The sequence below is a fragment of the Kitasatospora sp. NPDC051702 genome (assembly GCF_040681575.1).
Lineage (GTDB): Bacteria > Actinomycetota > Actinomycetes > Streptomycetales > Streptomycetaceae > Kitasatospora.
This window is the reverse complement of record NZ_JBFAZB010000016.1, coordinates 102,994-118,823: the sequence shown is the minus strand read 5'-3', so window position 1 is coordinate 118,823 and position 15,830 is coordinate 102,994. Positions and strand designations below refer to the sequence as shown.

The 15,830-nt window shown below is 75.3% G+C and carries 16 protein-coding genes; 10 read left to right on the top strand and 6 right to left on the bottom strand.

Going from position 1 to position 15,830, the window contains the following annotated elements; all coding sequences use genetic code 11:
• Positions 1 to 101 precede the first annotated feature (101 nt).
• The 4 genes from AB0N04_RS16515 to AB0N04_RS16500 all read left to right on the top strand — a co-directional run bounded on the left by AB0N04_RS16515 (position 102) and on the right by AB0N04_RS16500 (position 4,470).
• Entirely contained in the window at positions 102 to 1,196 is a 1,095-nt protein-coding gene (locus tag AB0N04_RS16515; protein ID WP_360221839.1) for an alpha-hydroxy acid oxidase, read from the top strand.
• A gap of 41 nt (positions 1,197 to 1,237) precedes the next feature.
• Complete coding sequence (locus AB0N04_RS16510; RefSeq protein WP_360221836.1) at positions 1,238 to 2,032, top strand: methyltransferase domain-containing protein; 795 nt, start codon at positions 1,238 to 1,240, stop codon at positions 2,030 to 2,032.
• 189 nt (positions 2,033 to 2,221) lie between these two features.
• Positions 2,222 to 3,157 carry an alpha/beta hydrolase gene (locus AB0N04_RS16505; RefSeq protein ID WP_360221833.1) on the top strand — a complete coding sequence of 312 codons (936 nt, stop codon included), beginning with the start codon at positions 2,222 to 2,224 and terminating at the stop codon, positions 3,155 to 3,157.
• Positions 3,154 to 4,470, top strand: coding sequence for a PLP-dependent aminotransferase family protein (locus AB0N04_RS16500; protein WP_360221830.1), 1,317 nt, complete (start codon positions 3,154 to 3,156; stop codon positions 4,468 to 4,470). The genes AB0N04_RS16505 and AB0N04_RS16500 overlap by 4 nt, the downstream gene beginning before the upstream one ends.
• Positions 4,471 to 4,599: 129 nt before the next feature.
• Here AB0N04_RS16500 and AB0N04_RS16495 read toward each other — a convergent pair whose 3' ends face one another.
• The 4 genes from AB0N04_RS16495 to AB0N04_RS16480 all read right to left on the bottom strand — a co-directional run bounded on the left by AB0N04_RS16495 (position 4,600) and on the right by AB0N04_RS16480 (position 7,998).
• Positions 4,600 to 5,364 carry an ABC transporter permease gene (locus tag AB0N04_RS16495; protein WP_360206562.1) on the bottom strand — a complete coding sequence of 255 codons (765 nt, stop codon included), beginning with the start codon at positions 5,362 to 5,364 and terminating at the stop codon, positions 4,600 to 4,602.
• Between the two features lie 22 nt (positions 5,365 to 5,386).
• Positions 5,387 to 6,394 carry an ATP-binding cassette domain-containing protein gene (locus tag AB0N04_RS16490; protein ID WP_360206560.1) on the bottom strand — a complete coding sequence of 336 codons (1,008 nt, stop codon included), beginning with the start codon at positions 6,392 to 6,394 and terminating at the stop codon, positions 5,387 to 5,389.
• Between the two features lie 192 nt (positions 6,395 to 6,586).
• Positions 6,587 to 7,747 carry a glycosyltransferase gene (locus tag AB0N04_RS16485; RefSeq protein ID WP_360206557.1) on the bottom strand — a complete coding sequence of 387 codons (1,161 nt, stop codon included), beginning with the start codon at positions 7,745 to 7,747 and terminating at the stop codon, positions 6,587 to 6,589.
• Entirely contained in the window at positions 7,744 to 7,998 is a 255-nt protein-coding gene (locus tag AB0N04_RS16480; RefSeq protein ID WP_360206554.1) for a hypothetical protein, read from the bottom strand. The genes AB0N04_RS16485 and AB0N04_RS16480 overlap by 4 nt, the downstream gene beginning before the upstream one ends.
• A 321-nt stretch (positions 7,999 to 8,319) precedes the next feature.
• Here AB0N04_RS16480 and AB0N04_RS16475 point away from each other — a divergent pair, with 321 nt between their 5' ends.
• The 5 genes from AB0N04_RS16475 to AB0N04_RS16455 all read left to right on the top strand — a co-directional run bounded on the left by AB0N04_RS16475 (position 8,320) and on the right by AB0N04_RS16455 (position 13,163).
• Positions 8,320 to 9,252, top strand: a complete 933-nt coding sequence (locus tag AB0N04_RS16475; protein ID WP_360206551.1) for a 3-oxoacyl-[acyl-carrier-protein] synthase III C-terminal domain-containing protein — start codon at positions 8,320 to 8,322, stop codon at positions 9,250 to 9,252.
• A gap of 86 nt (positions 9,253 to 9,338) precedes the next feature.
• Positions 9,339 to 9,629, top strand: a complete 291-nt coding sequence (locus tag AB0N04_RS16470; protein ID WP_360206549.1) for a phosphopantetheine-binding protein — start codon at positions 9,339 to 9,341, stop codon at positions 9,627 to 9,629.
• A 4-nt stretch (positions 9,630 to 9,633) separates the two neighbouring features.
• Positions 9,634 to 10,413 (top strand): hypothetical protein, encoded by a 780-nt coding sequence (locus AB0N04_RS16465; protein WP_360206546.1) that lies wholly within the window; start codon positions 9,634 to 9,636, stop codon positions 10,411 to 10,413.
• A 131-nt stretch (positions 10,414 to 10,544) separates the two neighbouring features.
• Entirely contained in the window at positions 10,545 to 11,174 is a 630-nt protein-coding gene (locus AB0N04_RS16460) for a 4'-phosphopantetheinyl transferase superfamily protein (protein WP_360206544.1), read from the top strand.
• Between the two features lie 192 nt (positions 11,175 to 11,366).
• The gene (locus AB0N04_RS16455) at positions 11,367 to 13,163 is read left to right on the top strand and encodes a condensation domain-containing protein (protein WP_360206542.1); all 1,797 of its coding nucleotides are present in this window, start codon (positions 11,367 to 11,369) and stop codon (positions 13,161 to 13,163) included.
• 30 nt (positions 13,164 to 13,193) lie between these two features.
• Here the strand turns inward: AB0N04_RS16455 and AB0N04_RS16450 are convergent, their stop codons facing one another.
• Both AB0N04_RS16450 and AB0N04_RS16445 read right to left on the bottom strand, forming a co-directional pair.
• Positions 13,194 to 13,844, bottom strand: coding sequence for a hypothetical protein (locus tag AB0N04_RS16450; RefSeq protein WP_360206540.1), 651 nt, complete (start codon positions 13,842 to 13,844; stop codon positions 13,194 to 13,196).
• A gap of 230 nt (positions 13,845 to 14,074) precedes the next feature.
• Positions 14,075 to 14,707: a sigma-70 family RNA polymerase sigma factor gene (locus AB0N04_RS16445; protein WP_360206538.1), complete on the bottom strand. Its 633-nt coding sequence runs from the start codon at positions 14,705 to 14,707 to the stop codon at positions 14,075 to 14,077.
• Positions 14,708 to 14,933: 226 nt separating this feature from the next.
• Between AB0N04_RS16445 and AB0N04_RS16440 the strand changes: the two genes are divergently transcribed.
• Positions 14,934 to 15,737, top strand: coding sequence for an SAM-dependent methyltransferase (locus tag AB0N04_RS16440; RefSeq protein ID WP_360206535.1), 804 nt, complete (start codon positions 14,934 to 14,936; stop codon positions 15,735 to 15,737).
• The last annotated feature ends 93 nt before the right edge of the window (positions 15,738 to 15,830 follow it).

Genomic DNA, 15,830 nt, shown 5'->3' with positions numbered 1-15,830 from the left:
AGACGATTGGTCAAATCAAGGTCTATACCAATGTGCCGGTTGCTCCTACGCTGCCGACCGGGACCGGCCCGCGCGTGGCCGTCCGGGAATCGAGGATGCCCGTGGGAGAACTCACGCTGGCCGGGATCGAGCGCGCCGCGCGCACGCACCTTCCCCCGGAAATCTGGGACTTCATCGAAGGCGGCAGCGGAGCGGAACGCACCCTGGCGGCGAACCGGGAAATGTTCGCACGCTATGCGCTGCGCCCGCGCACGATGGTCGACGTCTCGTCCTGCTCGCCCGCGCTGACCCTGCTCGGCACCCCGCTCGCCCTCCCGGTCGGGATCGCCCCGATGGCCTACCACCGGCTGGTCGATCCCGCGGGCGAGACGGCCACCGCCCGCGCCGCCGGCCGCGCCGGCGCCCTGCTGGTCGCCGCGATGTTCGCCAGCCGCACCCTGGAGGAGATCGCCGCCGCCGCCACCGGTCCGCTCTGGCTCCAGCTGTACTGGCTGCGTGAACGCGCCGCGCTCGCCGCCCTGGTCGAACGCGCCGAGGCGGCCGGCTACCGGGCGCTCGTCCTCACCGTCGACGCCCCCCGGATCGGCCGCCGGCTGCGCGACCTGCGCAACGGCTTCGCCATCCCGCCGGGCGTGCGCGCCGTCAACCTGGACCCGGCCCTGATGTCCGCCAGCCACCGTGCGAGTGGCGGCAGTTCGGGCATCGCCGAGCACGCCCGCCAGCAGTTCGACCCCACCCTGACCTGGGCCGACCTGGCCTGGCTGCGCGAGCGCACCCGGCTGCCACTGGTCCTGAAGGGCGTGCTGACCGCCGAGGACGCCCGGCTCGCCGCCGAACACGGCGTCGACGCCGTCCTGGTCTCCAACCACGGCGGCCGACAACTCGACGGCGCCCTGCCCGCCCTGGCCGCACTGCCCGAGGTCGTCGACGCGGTGCCGGCCGACCTGCCGGTGCTGCTCGACGGCGGCGTGCGCACCGGCACCGACGTCGCCCTCGCCCTCGCCCTCGGCGCCCGCGCCGTCCTGGTCGGCCGGCCGGTGTTCTGGGGCCTGGCCACCGGAGGCGAAGCAGGCGTGCACCACGTCCTCGACCTGCTGCGCGAGGAACTCGAGCACACCATGGCCCTGTTGGGGCGCCCCCGGCTCGCCGACCTGGACCGCACCGTCCTCGCCCCCTGGCCCTGTCCGGTCGGCTGAACCGCGCACCGCCCGCACCACGTCGTCAAAGGAAGAGAGCCATGACCGAACCGCGCCCGACCACCGCCCGACCCGACCCCTTCCCCGGCTGGGACTGGGACGACCCCGACGACCTCGCCACCCGCCTGGACGCCTTCAGCGCGCAGGTCGCCACCTGCGACAAGCTCGCGGCGCACCCCGGCGGGCTGCCCCGCGACCACGCCGGACTGCGTGAACTCGGCATCACCGGGATCGAGTTCGCCGCCTTCCGGACCGACCACCCGGAGGGCCTGGGCACCGACCTCGCCACCCTGCGCAGCCCCTCGGCGGCCACCGAACCCGGCACCCTCTACCGGGTCGACGGCGACCGCTGGTTCACCCAGCTCGACATCGGCCGCCCGCTGCCCCTCGCCGACGCCAGCGTCGACTGGGTGTACGCCGAGCACCTCATCGAGCACGTCACCATGCCCGTCGCCGTCGGCTGGCTGCGGGAGGTCCACCGCGTGCTGCGCCCCGGCGGGGTGCTCCGCCTCACCACCCCCGACCTGGCCCGCTACCTGGTCGGCTACGCCACCGGTGACGGCTTCCTCGCCAAACACCGCCGCCGCCTCACCACCCTCGGCTTCGGCCCGCCGATGCCCGCCCGCCCGGCCTTCCTGGTCAACCAGATCTTCCGCCACTACGGGCACCAGTGGATCTACGACCTCGACGAGCTGCGCCACGTCCTCACCCTGGCCGGCTTCGAGGCCGGACGGATCCGCCCCTGCGCCTACCGCCAGGGCGTGCGGCCCGACGTCGCCGACCTCGACACCGCGTTCCGCACCGACGAGACCGTCTACGTCGAGGCCGACCGCTGACCGGCAGCCGCTGATCGCCGGCCGCCTCCCGCCTGCCGCCGGCCGCTGGAAGCCGACCGCCGGTCGCCTGTCGCCGGCCGAGCGGCGGCCCGTCGTCGCCGGCAGGCCGTCCGCGGCGACGCCGCCCGCCGGCGGCCCCGGCAGCGCCCCGAACCCGTACCGACTCCGCACCGAACGGGACCCACCCCCATGCCCCTGCACCCCCAGGCCGAGGCCCTGCGCGCCCGGCGCGCGAGCAGCGGCGCACCGCCGCTCTACACCCTCACCCTCGCCGAGGCCCGCGCCGCCGACCTCGCCGACATCCGCGCCGCCGCCGGCACCCCCGAACCGGTCGCCGCCGTGGAGGAGCACCGCATCCCCGGCCCCGGCGGCGAGCTCGCCCTGCGGCTCTACCGCCCCGAACCGCCCGGCCGGCCGCTGCCCGCCCTGCTCTACCTGTTCGGCGGCGGCTGGACGCTCGGCTCGCCCGACACCAGCGACGCGATCTGCCGCCGGCTGACCGCCGAGGTCGGCTGCGTCACCGCCTCCGTCGGCTACCGGCTGGCCCCCGAGCACCCCTTCCCCGCCGCCGTCCACGACTGCCGCGCCGCGCTGGCCTGGCTCGCCGGGAACGCCGGGCGGCTCGGCGTCGACCCCGACCGGCTCGCCGTCGGCGGAGACAGCGCCGGCGGCAACCTCACCGCGGCCGTCACCCTCCTCGCCCGCGACGAGGGCGGCCCGGCCCTGCGCCACCAGCTGCTCGTCTACCCCAACACCGACCACGCCGCCGACACCCCGTCGCTGGCCGAGCACGACGACCCGCTGCTCTTCAACCGCCGCTCGGTCGCCTGGTACTGGGGCCACTACCTGGCCGACCCGGCCGACGGCGCCCACCCGCACGCCTCCCCGCTGCGCGCCCCCGACCTGGCCGGGCTGCCGCCCGCGACCGTCATCACCGCCGAGTACGACCCGCTGCGCGACGAGGGCGAGCAGTACGCCCGGGCGCTGCGCGCGGCCGGCGTCCCGGTGGACGAGCGCCGCTACGCGGGCATGCCGCACGGCTTCTTCGCCATGACCGGCACCCTGGACGCCGCCGCCGACGCCCAGCACTACGCCGCCGGCCGGCTGCGCGAGGCCCTGCGGTGAGCGCCGCCGACCGGCCCGTCCCGCTGCCGCTCGGCGAGCTGCACGCCTCGCTCGCCGACCCGCTGCTGGACGCGATGACCTTCCTCAACGAGGTCACCACGCGCTACCCCGACGCCGTCTCCTTCGCCCCCGGCCGCCCCTACGAGGGCTTCTTCGAACCCGAGGACGTCACCGCCCACCTGGATGCCTACCTGGCCCACCTCGCCGAACGCGGCCTGGACCGGGACGCCGTGCGCACCCGGCTCTTCCAGTACGGGCCCACCAAGGGCGTCGTCAACGACCTGGTCGCCCGCACCCTCGCCCACGACGAGGGCCTGAGCGTCGACCCCGAGGCCCTGGTGCTCACCGTCGGCGCCCAGGAGGGCATGCTGCTCGTGCTGCGCGCCCTGTGCGCCACCCCGGACGACGTCCTGCTGGTCAGCTCGCCCTGCTACGTCGGCGTCACCGGCGCCGCCCGGCTGCTCGACCTGACCACCCTGCCGGTGCCCGAGGGCCCGGGCGGCGGGCCCGACCCGCAGGCCGTCCGGGCCGCCGCGAAGGCCGTGCGGGCCGACGGCCGGCGTCCGCGCGCCCTCTACGTCGTCCCGGACTTCGCCAACCCCTCCGGCACCAGCATGCCGGTGGCCGCCCGCAACGCCCTGCTGGACGCCGCCGCGGCGGAGGGCCTGCTGGTCGTCGAGGACAACCCGTACGGCTTCTTCGCCCGCGACCCGGGGGAGCGGCCGACCCTCAAGGCGCTCGACCGCCGCCGCCAGGTCGTCTACCTGGGCTCCTTCGCCAAGACCTGCTTCCCCGGCGCCCGGCTCGGCTACGTGGTCGCGGACCAGGAGGTGGCGGGGCCCGGCGGGCGCCGCACCCTGCTCGCCGACGAGCTGGCCAAGCTCAAGAGCATGACGACGGTCAACACGCCCGCGCTCAGCCAGGCCGTCGTGGCCGGCATGCTGCTGCGCCACGACTGCCGGCTGCGCGCCGCCAACGCCCCCGCCACGGCCCACTACGCGGCCGGCATGGACACCCTGCTACGGGAGCTGGACCGGCACTTCCCGGCCTCCGAGCGGCGCCGGCTCGGGGTCTCCTGGAACCGACCCGAGGGCGGCTTCTTCGCCGTGCTGACGGTGCCCTTCACCGCCGACGACGCGGCGATGGAGCACTGCGCCCGCGCGTACGGGGTGCTCTGGACGCCGATGGCGCCGTTCTACCCGGCGGGGGGCGGGGAACGGCGGCTGCGGCTGTCGATCAGCTCGCTGACGCAGGCGCAGATCATCGACGGCGTGGCCAAGCTGGCCGCGTTCATCGGGTCCGCCACCGGCTGAGGACCGTACGGGCCGAAGGGGTGAAGGGGAGGGGCCCGGCTCGCGAGCCGGGCCCCTCCCCTTCACCCCTCTTCCCCGTCGTGCCGGGGGCTTCCCCGCTGTGCCGGGGTTCCGCGCAGTGCCTGGCGCTCAGCGCACCCGGGTCGAGAACAGCCGGGCCGACCAGTACACCGACAGCACGGTCATCACCGCGACGACCAGCAGGCCCTGCCAGACCGAACTGTCCCCGACGTGCCCGGAGAACAGTGCGCGCATGCCCTCCACCGCCCAGTAGAAGGGGTTCCACCTGGCCGTCTGCTGCAGCCACTCCGGCGCCAGGGTGAGCGGCAGCAGCACCCCCGACAGCAGCGCGATCGGCTGCGCGATGGTGTTCACCACCGGCGCCATCGCCGCGTCCGTCGGCACCATCAGCGCGATCCCGTAGGAGATCGCCGAGGTCATCAGCGCCAGCAGCCCGAGCAGCAGGTAGGCGAGCAACAGGTTCAGCGGGCTGACCCGGAGCCCGAACGGCAGCGCGATCAGGGTGATCAGGACGGCCTGCACCAGCAGCGCCACCATCTCCCGCATCGCCCGGCCGAGCAGCAGCGCGAGCCGGCTCACCGGGGTCACCCTGGACCGCTCGATGATGCCGGCCTTCAGCTCGCCGAGCAGGCTGAAGCCGGTGAACAGCCCGCCGAAGATGCAGAGCACCGCCAACAGGCCCGGCACGTAGACCTGGTAGGCGTCGGCGTAGCTGCTCGCGCCGTCCGGGGCGAGCACCTTCTTCAACAGCGGGGCGAACAGCAGCAGGTAGAACACGGGCTGGATGATGCCGACGGCGATCCAGACCGGGGTGCGGATCATCAGCAGCAGCTGGCGCTGGAAGACCAGCCAGGTGTCGCGGGCGAGCTTCATGGTCTCCCCAGGGGTGGGCGGGTCAGGACTGCTGGAGCGATCGGCCGGTGCGGGCCAGGAACACGTCGTCCAGGCTGGGCCGCTGGAGCTGCACGGTGCCGGGCGTCACACCGGCCCCGTCCAGGGCGCGCAGCAGCTGCGGGATGGCGGCGGCGCCGTCGTCCAGGTAGAGCCGCAGTCCGTCCTCGCCCTCGACCTCCAGGCGGTGCAGGTAGGGCTGCGGGCGCAGCACCCGGGCGGCGCGTTCGGCGGCGCCTTCGGCGGGCTCCAGCCCGACCAGCACGACGTCGCCGGAGATCTCGCGCTTGAGCGCCTCGGGCGTGCCCTCGGCGACCACCCGGCCGTGGTCGACGATCGCCACCCGGTCGCAGAGCGCGTCGGCCTCGTCGAGGTAGTGGGTGGTGACCACGACCGTCATGCCCTCGGTGCGCAGCCGGCGGATCTCCTCCCAGACGTACGCCCGGCTGGCCGGGTCGAGCCCGACGGTGGGCTCGTCCAGGAACAGCACCCGCGGCTCGTGGATGACGCCGAGCGCGATGTCCACCCGCCGGCGCTGGCCGCCGGAGTAGGTGGCGCACGGCCGGTCGCCGAACTCGCCCAGGTCGAAGGCCTTGAGCGCGTCCTCGGCGGCCCGGACGGCCCGCGCCTTGGGGGCGCCGTACATCCGGGCCTGGAGCACGAGTTCCTCGCGCGCGCTGACGCCGTCGGTGGTGCCGCCGCCCTGGGCGACGTAGCCGATCCGGCGGCGGACACCGGCCGGGTCGGTGAACAGGTCCGCCCCGGCGATGGTGGCCCGGCCGCCGTCGGGGCGGATCAGGGTGGCCAGCATGCGCAGGGTGGTGGTCTTCCCGGCGCCGTTGGGCCCGAGGAAGCCGTAGATCTCGCCTGCGGCGACGGACAGGTCGATGCCGCGGACGGCGTCGACGGTGGGGTCCTCCGCGCTCTTGCGGGAGGTCTTCTTGCGGTAGGACTTGCGCAGTCCCGTGGTCTCGATCAACCGGAACTCCCGTGCGGGGATGGGCTCTGCCACGGCACCTGGGAAGGCGGTGCTCGGCACCTGCGATGGCGGTGCTGCGCGCCACCCTAGGGTGAACCCCGGCCTGGAAACAATGGCCTAGACCAATGGACGTGTGATCACCCGGTCTGCTAGGGCGCCCCGGCCCGTGCCCACCTGACGCGGGCTCAAGCCCTGGAACCGGGGGGTGTGTGGTGCCGGGACGGCTCAGGGCGCCAGCGCCTCCAGGCGGTCCGCCGCCGCCACCGCACCGCCCCCGGCCAGCAGGGCCCGGCCGGCCCGTCCGGCGTTCTCCCGCAGGCCGGGGGCCTCCAGCGCCTCCCGCAGGGCCACGGCCAGCCGCTCCGGCCCGACCCGGGCGAAGGGCACCCGCAGACCGGCCCCGGCCGCCACCACCTGCGCCGCGACGAAGGGCTGGTCGTGCCGGATCGGCGCGGTGACCAGCGGCAGGCCGTGCGCCAGGGCCTCGCCCACGGTGTTCATCCCGCCGTGGCAGAGCACGGCGTCCAGCTCCCCGCGGCCCATCAGCTCCAGCACCGGCGCCCGGTCCACCAGGACCGCCCCGGCCGGCAGCGCGGGCAACGAGGGCAGCAGGTCGCGCGGAGCCGCGATCACCGGCTGGACGTCCGGCCCGCACAGCGCCAGCGCCCGCGCGGCCCGGGCGTGGAAGTCCGCACCCAGTTCGCCCGCCAGCGTGCCCATGGTGACCAGTACCCGCCGCCGGCCCGGCAGAAGCCGCCCCCACGGGAAGTCCGGGTCGGCCGGGCGTGCCGGCAACACCGGCCCGACCAGGGCGTGCTCCGGTGGCGGGGCCGGGTCGCCGGTGAGCGCGGGGCCCGTGGTCGCCAGCACCAGGGCGGGGGAGAAGCGCGGGTCCAGGTACTCCTCCGCGGGCAGCCGGGCGCGCTCCCACAGTCCGCGGAGCAACCCCGTCATCCATGCCTCCACCTGCGGCAACGCCCGGTACGGACGGCCCAGTTCCATCGCGCCCGGGGCGAAGCTCGCCCACGGCAGGCCGTGCCGGTGGGCGACCAGGGCGCCCGCCGGGGTGTGCTGGTCGACCAGCAGCACGTCCGGCCGGAACTCCCGCACCACGCTGTCCAGCGGCTTCGCGGTGAACCGCGCGTACGGGACGATGAAGCCCTCCCAGAGCGAGCGCAGCGCGGCCAGCCCGTGGCCGCCCTGCGCCCGGAAGGCCCGCGTTCCGGTGCCGAGCACCACGGCGTCGGGGCCCAGCAGCGGCCGCAGCACGGACTCGGTGCCCGTCCAGGCGACCTGGTGGCCGCGGGCGGTCAGCTCGGCGGCGATGCCGGCCGCCGGGTTGACGTGCCCGGTGAGCGGGGGCATCACCAGCAGGAAACGGGTCATCGGGGGCCCTCCTCGGGGAGCAGTTCCTGCAGGTCGGCGACGGTCAGGGCCTCCAGCCCGGGCAGGTCGAGGCGAGCCCGCAGCCCGGCCAGGTCGGCGGCGGGCCCGAAACGGTCGCGCAGCGCGGCGGCGAGCGCGGCGAGTTCGCACTCGTCGAGCAGCAGGTCGCCGTCCAGCCGGGCGTGCGGGGTCAGCCGCTCGGCCCAGCCGGGCGGCGCGCCGGCCGCCTCGACGAGCAGCGCGACCAGCACGGGGTGCGGCCTGTCGGCGTCCGGTGGTGCTGCAAGGGCTGTGCCTGCGGCGTTCGGGGCGGGGTCCGGGCCTGCGGGGTCCGGCGCTTCGGGGCCCGGGCCCGCGGCGGGCTGCGGCGTTCGGGGGGTCAACGGTTCGACGGGGTGCGGTGGTTCACGGTCCGGCATGGGTGGCTCCCACCTGCTCGACGGCACGGGGGTGAGGCGCGACGGCGCCGGGGCGAGGGCGTCGGCCTGCGGCGACGGCCCCGGGGGCGAACGCGACGGGGAATGGCCCGAGATCACTTGTGCGACCCGGCGGGCGTCGGAATACTAGCCCGCGTGACAGCACTGGAGGCAGTGGCCGTTCACCTCCCCCCGCACGCCGTGCCCATCGAGGCGGTTGGTGAGCGGATCGGCCTGACCCCACGTCAACTTCGTCTCTTCCGCCGCTTCCACGGCCTGGACCAGCTGCGTCTGGACCCGGCCGGGACGCTGCCCGACCTGCTCGAAGCCGCCCTGGACGACCTGCCGGAGCTGCGTGGACGCGAGCGGCACGTCCGCTTCGTGATCCACGCCCGCAGCATGCCGGTGGCGGTGCCCTACCCGCTCAACCCCCTGCACGACCTGTTGGCCGGGCGCGGCCTGGCCCACGCGAACGCCTTCACCGTGACCCACCACGCCTGTGCGGTGGGCCTGCTGGCCATCGACCTGGCCGGCCGGCTGCTGGCCGGCGACCCCGACCCGGAGGCGCTGGCGCTCGTTCTGGCCGGTGAGAAGACCTTCACCAAGGACGCCCAGGTGGTGCCCGAGACGGGCATCTTCGCCGAGGGCGCGGCCGCCTGCCTGGTGAGCGCCACGGGCGGGCGCCACCGGGTGCGCTCCTTCGTGGTGCGCCAGCGGCCGGAGTTCGACGGCCGGTTGGCCGACGACCCGGACCTGCTCGCCCGCTACCAGCGCGAGTACCCGAACGTGATGGTGGAGGCGATCGAGGCGGCCCTCGCCGAGGCCGGTCTGGACCTGTCCGACCTGGCCGCGGTGCTTCCGCACAACGTCAACCAGGCCTCCTGGCGGATGATCGCGCGTCGGATCGGCTATCCGCTCGACAAGGTGGTGCTGGACAACGTGCTGTCGGTCGGGCACAGTTTCGCTGCAGACAGCCTCATCAATCTTCACACCGCGACCACGCGGGGGCTGCTCCGCCGCGGCGACCACTACCTGATCGCCGCCGCCGGTGTCGGCGCGACCTTCTCCGCGATGGTCGTCCAGTACTGACCAGCCGTCACCCCTGCGACCGGCGTGCCGCCGGTCCCCCTTCCACTGCCACACCGCACTCCCACGTACGACGGGACGGGACACCCATGTCAGAACCTGTGGTCCAGACCACTGACCCCGAGCTGCGCGAGCGGATCCGCCACGGCATCGGCGAGCTGCTGCCCCGCGTGCTCAAGCGCGAGCTGCCGGAGATCCCGGAGAACGCCTGTCTCTTCGACGACCTCGGCCTCACCTCCGCGGGCACCATCGAACTCATCCTGGAGCTCGAGGAGTCCCTCGACATCCAGGTGGACGTCGAGCAGATCACCGAGGGCGACCTGCGCTCGGTCACCAGCCTGGCCGACTACGTCGCCGGACACGTCATCCCCGAGGACTGACCAGGTGGCCGGCCACGGCCTGCGGATCACCCGGGCGCTCGCACGGCGCTTCGACGGCCGCTCGGAGCGCTCGCTCGACCCGGACCTGCGGGTCTTCGTCTCCGACCTGGTCCGCCCGTACGGGCTGCCGCTGCGCGAGGACCTGCTGCGCGAGGGCGTCGGCCACTCCTTCGAGGAGCTGGCCGACGGCCTGCTGCGCGAGGTGCTCGCCCCGGACGAGCCCGTCGACCTGTTGATCCTGGCCTTCGACACCCCGGACGTCCGCCCCGGCGCGCCGTCCTCGCTGGCGCTCGGCCGGGCCTGCCCGGGGGCGCCGCTCGCCTACGCGGTCTGCGACCAGGGCACCGCCGCGGCCTTCACCGCGCTGCGGCTGGCCGCCGACCACCACCGCACCGGGTCCTGCCGGCGGGCGGTCGTGGTGCTCGCCGAGCAGACGGCCCTGCACTACCGGCCGGCCGGGCCGGTGGTACTGCCGCAGCGGCACTCCGCCGTCGTGCTGGTCTGCGAGGAGACCGACCGGCCGGGGATGACGGTCGATCAGCTGCCCGGCGCCGAATCGCCCTCTCGGACGGTCCGGGCACGGGCGGCGGAGCTGGGGCCCGACGCGGCGCTGGTGCTCGGCCCCGGGCTGGACGGCGCCGAGGGGCCGGCGGCCCAGCCCTTCACCGGGGTCTGGGCCGAACTCGCCGAGCAGCTGCCCGCCTGGCGGGAGCGGCGGCGACCGGTCCTGGTGGCGGGCCTGGAACGCCGGCTCGGCGTGCTGAGCACCCTGACCATGCCGTGACCGCCCTTCCGGCCGGCCCTCCCGGGGCCGGATCCGCGCGGGGCGGCTCGCCCCGGACCCGTCCGTCCGGGGCCGGGCCCTTCGCGACGGTGGTCGACCTCTGGACCGTCGGGGCCGACCAGCCTCCGGAGGTGGTGTCAGAGCTGTGGCGACTCCTCGACGAGGACGAGCGGGCCCGGACGGCGGGGGCGGACGAGCTGCTGCGGCGGCGCTTCACGGTGGTGCGCGGCGCCGTCCGGCAGCTGGTCGGCGCACGGCTCGGCCGTCCGGCGGCGGACGTGGTCTGGCGGCGGGGGCGGCACGGCAAGCCGGAGCCGTCGGACGCCGGCCGGTTGCGGGTGAGCTGGTCGGCTTCGGGGCCGCTCGCGGTGCTGGCGGTGGCCGAGGGGCGGCAGCTCGGGGTCGACGTCGAGGGGCTGCTCGGTGGTCGGGCGGCCGGGCTGATCGCCGCGCGTCTCTTCCCCGGGGCGGAGGCCCGCTACGTCGCCGCCGCGCCCACGGTGGCCGGGCGGGCGGCGCGCTGCACGGCGCTGTGGTGCCGCCGGGAGGCGTGCGTCAAGGCGTACGGCGGGCGGCTGGTCCAGTCCTTCGGGCTGCCGGTGGCGGGCCCGTCCCCGTTGCTGCTGGCGGAGCCGCGCCCGCTCGGCCGGGGGCCGCTCCGGCTCCTGGACGTGCCGGTTCCGGGGCCGTTCCGGGCTGCGCTGGCGGTCCGCGGCGATGCTCCTGTTCATGTCAACGTGCAGGCTTGGACGATGAGTTGACGTTTCATCGCATCGCAACACGTTTGGTCTGGACCAATGCGTCGGGCCGCTGGTAGCGTCCCGGGAACACCCTCTCCCGAGTCCACCCGGCTCCACCAGCTTCCCGGCTCCGAGCTCCCCGGCTCCCTCTCCGGGCTCCCCCCTCAGCCTTCTCCCGGCCCTTCCCCCGGCGAGCCGAAAGGCGCGTGCGACGTGAACCCGAACGACCCGACCCCGAAGTGTGCGACCCCGAACGACGTGACCCCGAACGGCGTGACGCTTGCCGACGTGGCGCTCACCGGTGCGACCCCGACCGGTGCGACCCCGACCAGCAGGAGCGTCGAGGTCCGGTACGCGGCCCCGGGCGGCGGCTCCGGGCCGCTCACGCTCGGTCAGGACAACATGATCCGGTGCATCCGGCGCGAGGCCCCCGAGCAGATCAACAAGGAGTCGGCCTGGCCGGTCCCGGACGGCACCTCGGTGTCCGCCGGGCTGGCCGCCCTGCGCAGGCTCGTCGAGCGGCACGAGTCCCTGCGGACCTCCTTCCCGGCCGGGCCGGGGCCGGACGGCTACCCGCAGCAGCAGGTGGTCCACCCGGAGGGCCGGTTCAGCGTCACCGTGGTCGAGACGGGTGATCGCAGTGACGCCGAACTGGACATGCTCGCGGCCGAGTTCGGTCGGACGGATGTCGCCGTCGCAGTGGACCTGGCGTCCGCGCCGCGGCTGCGCTGCACCCTGCTCGCCGACGGTGAGCGGCTGCTGAGGCTGGTCGCGGTGGTCTGCCACGCCGGTGCCGACGGCGCCGCCATCGCGCTGCTGATCCAGGACTGGGTGGCGCTCGCCGCCGGCAAGGACCTCCCGCCGGTCACCGCCCCCACGCCGCTGCGGATCGCCGAGGCCGAGCGCAGCCCCCAGGGCCGCCGGCGGTCGGCCACCGCCCTGCGGCACTGGGCCAGGATCCTGACCACCGGCCCGCAGGCGGTGTTCGCCGACGCGCGGATCGCCGGCCCGCCGCACGACCTGGGGGCCGTCCTGGTCCGTTCCCGCGGCGCCGCCGCGGACCTCGCCGCGGTCTGCCGGCGCACCGGCGCGAGCCCGTCCGTGGTGCTGTTCGCGGCCTTCGCCGCCCTGGTCGCCCGCCGCGCCGGCCGCGCGGACCTGTCGATCGCCGCGCTGTCCGCGAACCGCCAGCGCGCGGCGCTGGTCGATCACGTCGGCACCCTCGCGCAGGACGCGCTGATCCGGCTGGACACCGGTTCGGCCGACTTCGACGAGCTGATCGGCCGCGCCAAGTCCGCCTCCTTCAACGGCTACTGGCACAGCACCCTGGACGCCGAGCAGGTGTGGCAGCTGGTCGAGGACGCCGCCCACGTGCGCGGGGTCCGCTTCCCCCGGCAGGTCGTGGTGAACGACCTCAGTCTGACCATCCCCACCGCCGTCGCCGACATCCAGCCCGTCCCGGCCGTCGACCCGGAGTTGACCCGGCTGCCCGCGCCGCCCCTCGGGGTCCGGCTGATGTTCACCATCCTGCGGATCAGCGGCAGCCTCGACTTCGCCCTGATCGCCTGTCCGCAGGTGCTCGACGCCGACGAGACCGACCGCTTCGCGCAGGCGCTGCTCGCCGTGCTCACGGCCGCGGCCGACGGGCCGGTGCCGCTGCACGCGCTGCCGGGCCTCGCGGAGGTCCCGACGCCCGAGCGGGGCGAAGGGTGGCGGCCGGTCGACGGCGCATGGGTCGACCTCGCTGCCGTCCGGGGCCTGCTGGAGGAGGCCATCGGCTCCCGGGCGTCCGTGGAAGTTGCCTTCGAGAGTGGCGAGTTGGTCGCCACACTGACGTTCTCGGGCGCGCCCGTCGAGCCCGCCGAGGTGCACCGCGCGGTGGTCGCGGCCCTGCCCGGCCGGGACACCGCGATGGCGCCGCACCGCTACGTCGTCCGGGGGCCGGAGGGCACCGTCGCCGGCGACGGCCGCGACCCGGAGGTCATCGCCAGGGTGGCCGCGCTCACCTGAACGGGGGAGCGGAGGCGGGGCGCCGGCCGCTCACTCCAACGGGTCGTCGACGCCCTCCCACCCCAGCTGCCACGAACACGCGGACGTGGCGCCGGAGGTGAGCCCCCACGGGCTCGGCACCTCCTCCTCGTCCGGGTCGCCCCGCACCGGTAGCCGGTCGATCACCGCGACCAACCGCGGTGGCAGCTGCGGTGCCAGACCGCGGTGCACCCGGGAGAGGATGTCGCGCCGGACGTCGTCCGGCAGCAGCGGCCGGCTCATCCGCAACGCGCCAGGCCCGGGCGGGCGTTCGGTCCGCGCGAGCTGGTCGGACCAGGCCCGCCAGTAGTCCGCGTCGTCGGTCTCGCCGAGCATCAGGTGGTGCAGGTGCAGGCAGTACGCCGCCGTCCCGCTGCCGGATCCGGCAGCGAAGCGCCACCAGAACTCCGCGCCCTCCTCGCGGCCGGTGGCGTAGAGCAGCGCGGCGAACACCTCCGCCCCCTCGGGCTGGATCCGCCGTGCGTTGACGAGCAGGTCGAGCCCTCGGGAGGCGTCCGGCGCACCCAGCACCAGGGCCACCACCAGACCCAGTTCGAAGGCGGCCTGCTCGTGCTCCGAGGGCAGGTGTGCGGGCGCGGCGGTGAGCCGGGCCTGACGCACCGCGGCGATCCGCTCGGCGTGGGCCCGCTCGGGCCGGGGCACGTGGAGCGGGGTGCGCCCCCCGGCGTTGGGGCACGCCCCGTCCCCGGTGCACACGCGGTCGGCGGGACGGGGCCCGTCCGCTGCCTGCGCCCCGTCGGACGGTTCGGTCCCGTCGGACGGTTCCGCTCCATCGGCCGGGTCTGTCCGGTGGGCCGGTTCCGCCGGGTAGGCCGGTTCCGCCGGGTCGTCGCCGAGCCTCCCGTCGGGCCGGCCGGTGGTCGGGCGGCGGGTCACAGGTCCCCCGCGTGGTCCGGGAGTTCGCCCACCCCGAGCCGCCGGGCGAGCCGCTCGCGGGCGTGCCGCAGGTTCGAGTGCACCGTCGCCACCGGCCGTCCCAGGTACGCGGCGATCACCTTGACGTGCAAGCCGAGCAGGTAGCGCAGGATGACCACGTCCCGCTGGCGGTCGGGCAGTTCGAGGATCGCCGCGTACAGCCGCACCTCGTCCGCCTCGCTGTGCAGCAGTCCGTTCGCGACCTGCTTGAACGCGCCGATCACCGCCGCGAAGGTGACCGCCTCGACCGCCACCGGCTCCTCGGCGGCCACCCAGTCCGCCACGTGCCGGTTGGCCAGCCGCCAGGCGTACGCGGCCGGTTCCTCGAAGCGCAGGACCTGCGGCCAGCAGCGGGCCAGGTCCGCCTTGACGGCGTCGACCAGCAGTTCGGCGTCGGTCCGGCTGCCTATCCGGGTCAACGCGAGGGCGTGCCAGGCGGGTTCGTGCGTCTCGCAGAACGCCGCGTAGGTGAGGTCGAAGCGCTGGCCGAGGTCGGTGCCGGCCCCCCGGTCCGGCCCGGCCGTGCCGGTGCGCTCCACCGTGGCGGCTCCCCGGTACCCGCGCACGGGCGCACCCCTGTCGATCGTCATCGAGCCTGCTTTCCGTGGCCGACGGCTGCCCGCCGGGCCACTCGAGGGTCGGGCTGTCCGTGCCCATCCTCATTCCACCAGGCCTGTCACTCCAGGCTGCAATCCGAATACAGATTGTCATCTCGTGGTATCTGGTGACCAGTTGAGCGGCGCGGCGCGGGATTGGCCCTTCGATACGGTGGGCAGCAATCGTCAGGTGCCCGCACCGGCCCAAGGGGGGAACGCGATGAGCCTCTACGACGGAGTCGACCTGCGACTGAACGTGCCGCACTCGGCCCGGATGTACGACTACTACCTCGGTGGCTTCACCAACTTCGCCGCCGACCGCGAGGCCGCCGGCCACGCCCTCGCCGTCGCGCCCTGGCTGCGCGCCGCCGCCCGCGCCAACCGGGCCTTCGTCCACCGCTCCACCCGCGCCCTCGCCCAGGCCGGCATCGACCAGTTCCTCGACATCGGCACCGGCATCCCCACCTCGCCCAACCTCCACGAGGTCGCCCAGCGCGTCCAGCCGCGCGCCCGCGTCGTCTACGCCGACAACGACCCGATCGTGCTCTCGCACGCCCAGGCCCTGCTCACCGGCACCCCCGAGGGGCGCACCGCCTACGTCGAGGCCGACGTCACCGACCCGGCCGACGTGCTCGCCTCGCCCGGCGTGCGCGACACCATCGACCTCGACCGTCCGGTCGCGCTCTCCCTCAACGCCCTCCTGCACTTCGTCCCCGACGCGCGCGGCGCCTACGGCATCGTCGAGCACCTCAAGTCGGCGCTCGCCCCCGGCAGCGCCCTGGTGATGACCCACGTCACCCCCGAGTTCGCCCCGGAGGAGATCGGCCGGCTGGTGCGCATCTACGAGTCCGCCGGCACCGCGGCCCAGGCCCGCACCCTGCCCGAGTTCACCCGGTTCTTCGACGGCTGGACCCTGATCGCCCCCGGCGCCGTCCCCACCCCGCACTGGCGGCCCACCCCCGCCGACCCGCCCGTCAGCGCCGCCGAGGCCTGCGCCTACGCCGCGGTGGCTCTCCGGCCCTGACTCCGGTGCCTCCCCGCGGCCGGCCCGCCCCCGCCTCCCCGCGGCCGGCTGCGCGCGCCGCCCCGCGGCCCGCCGGGCGGGCCCGTGCGGCGG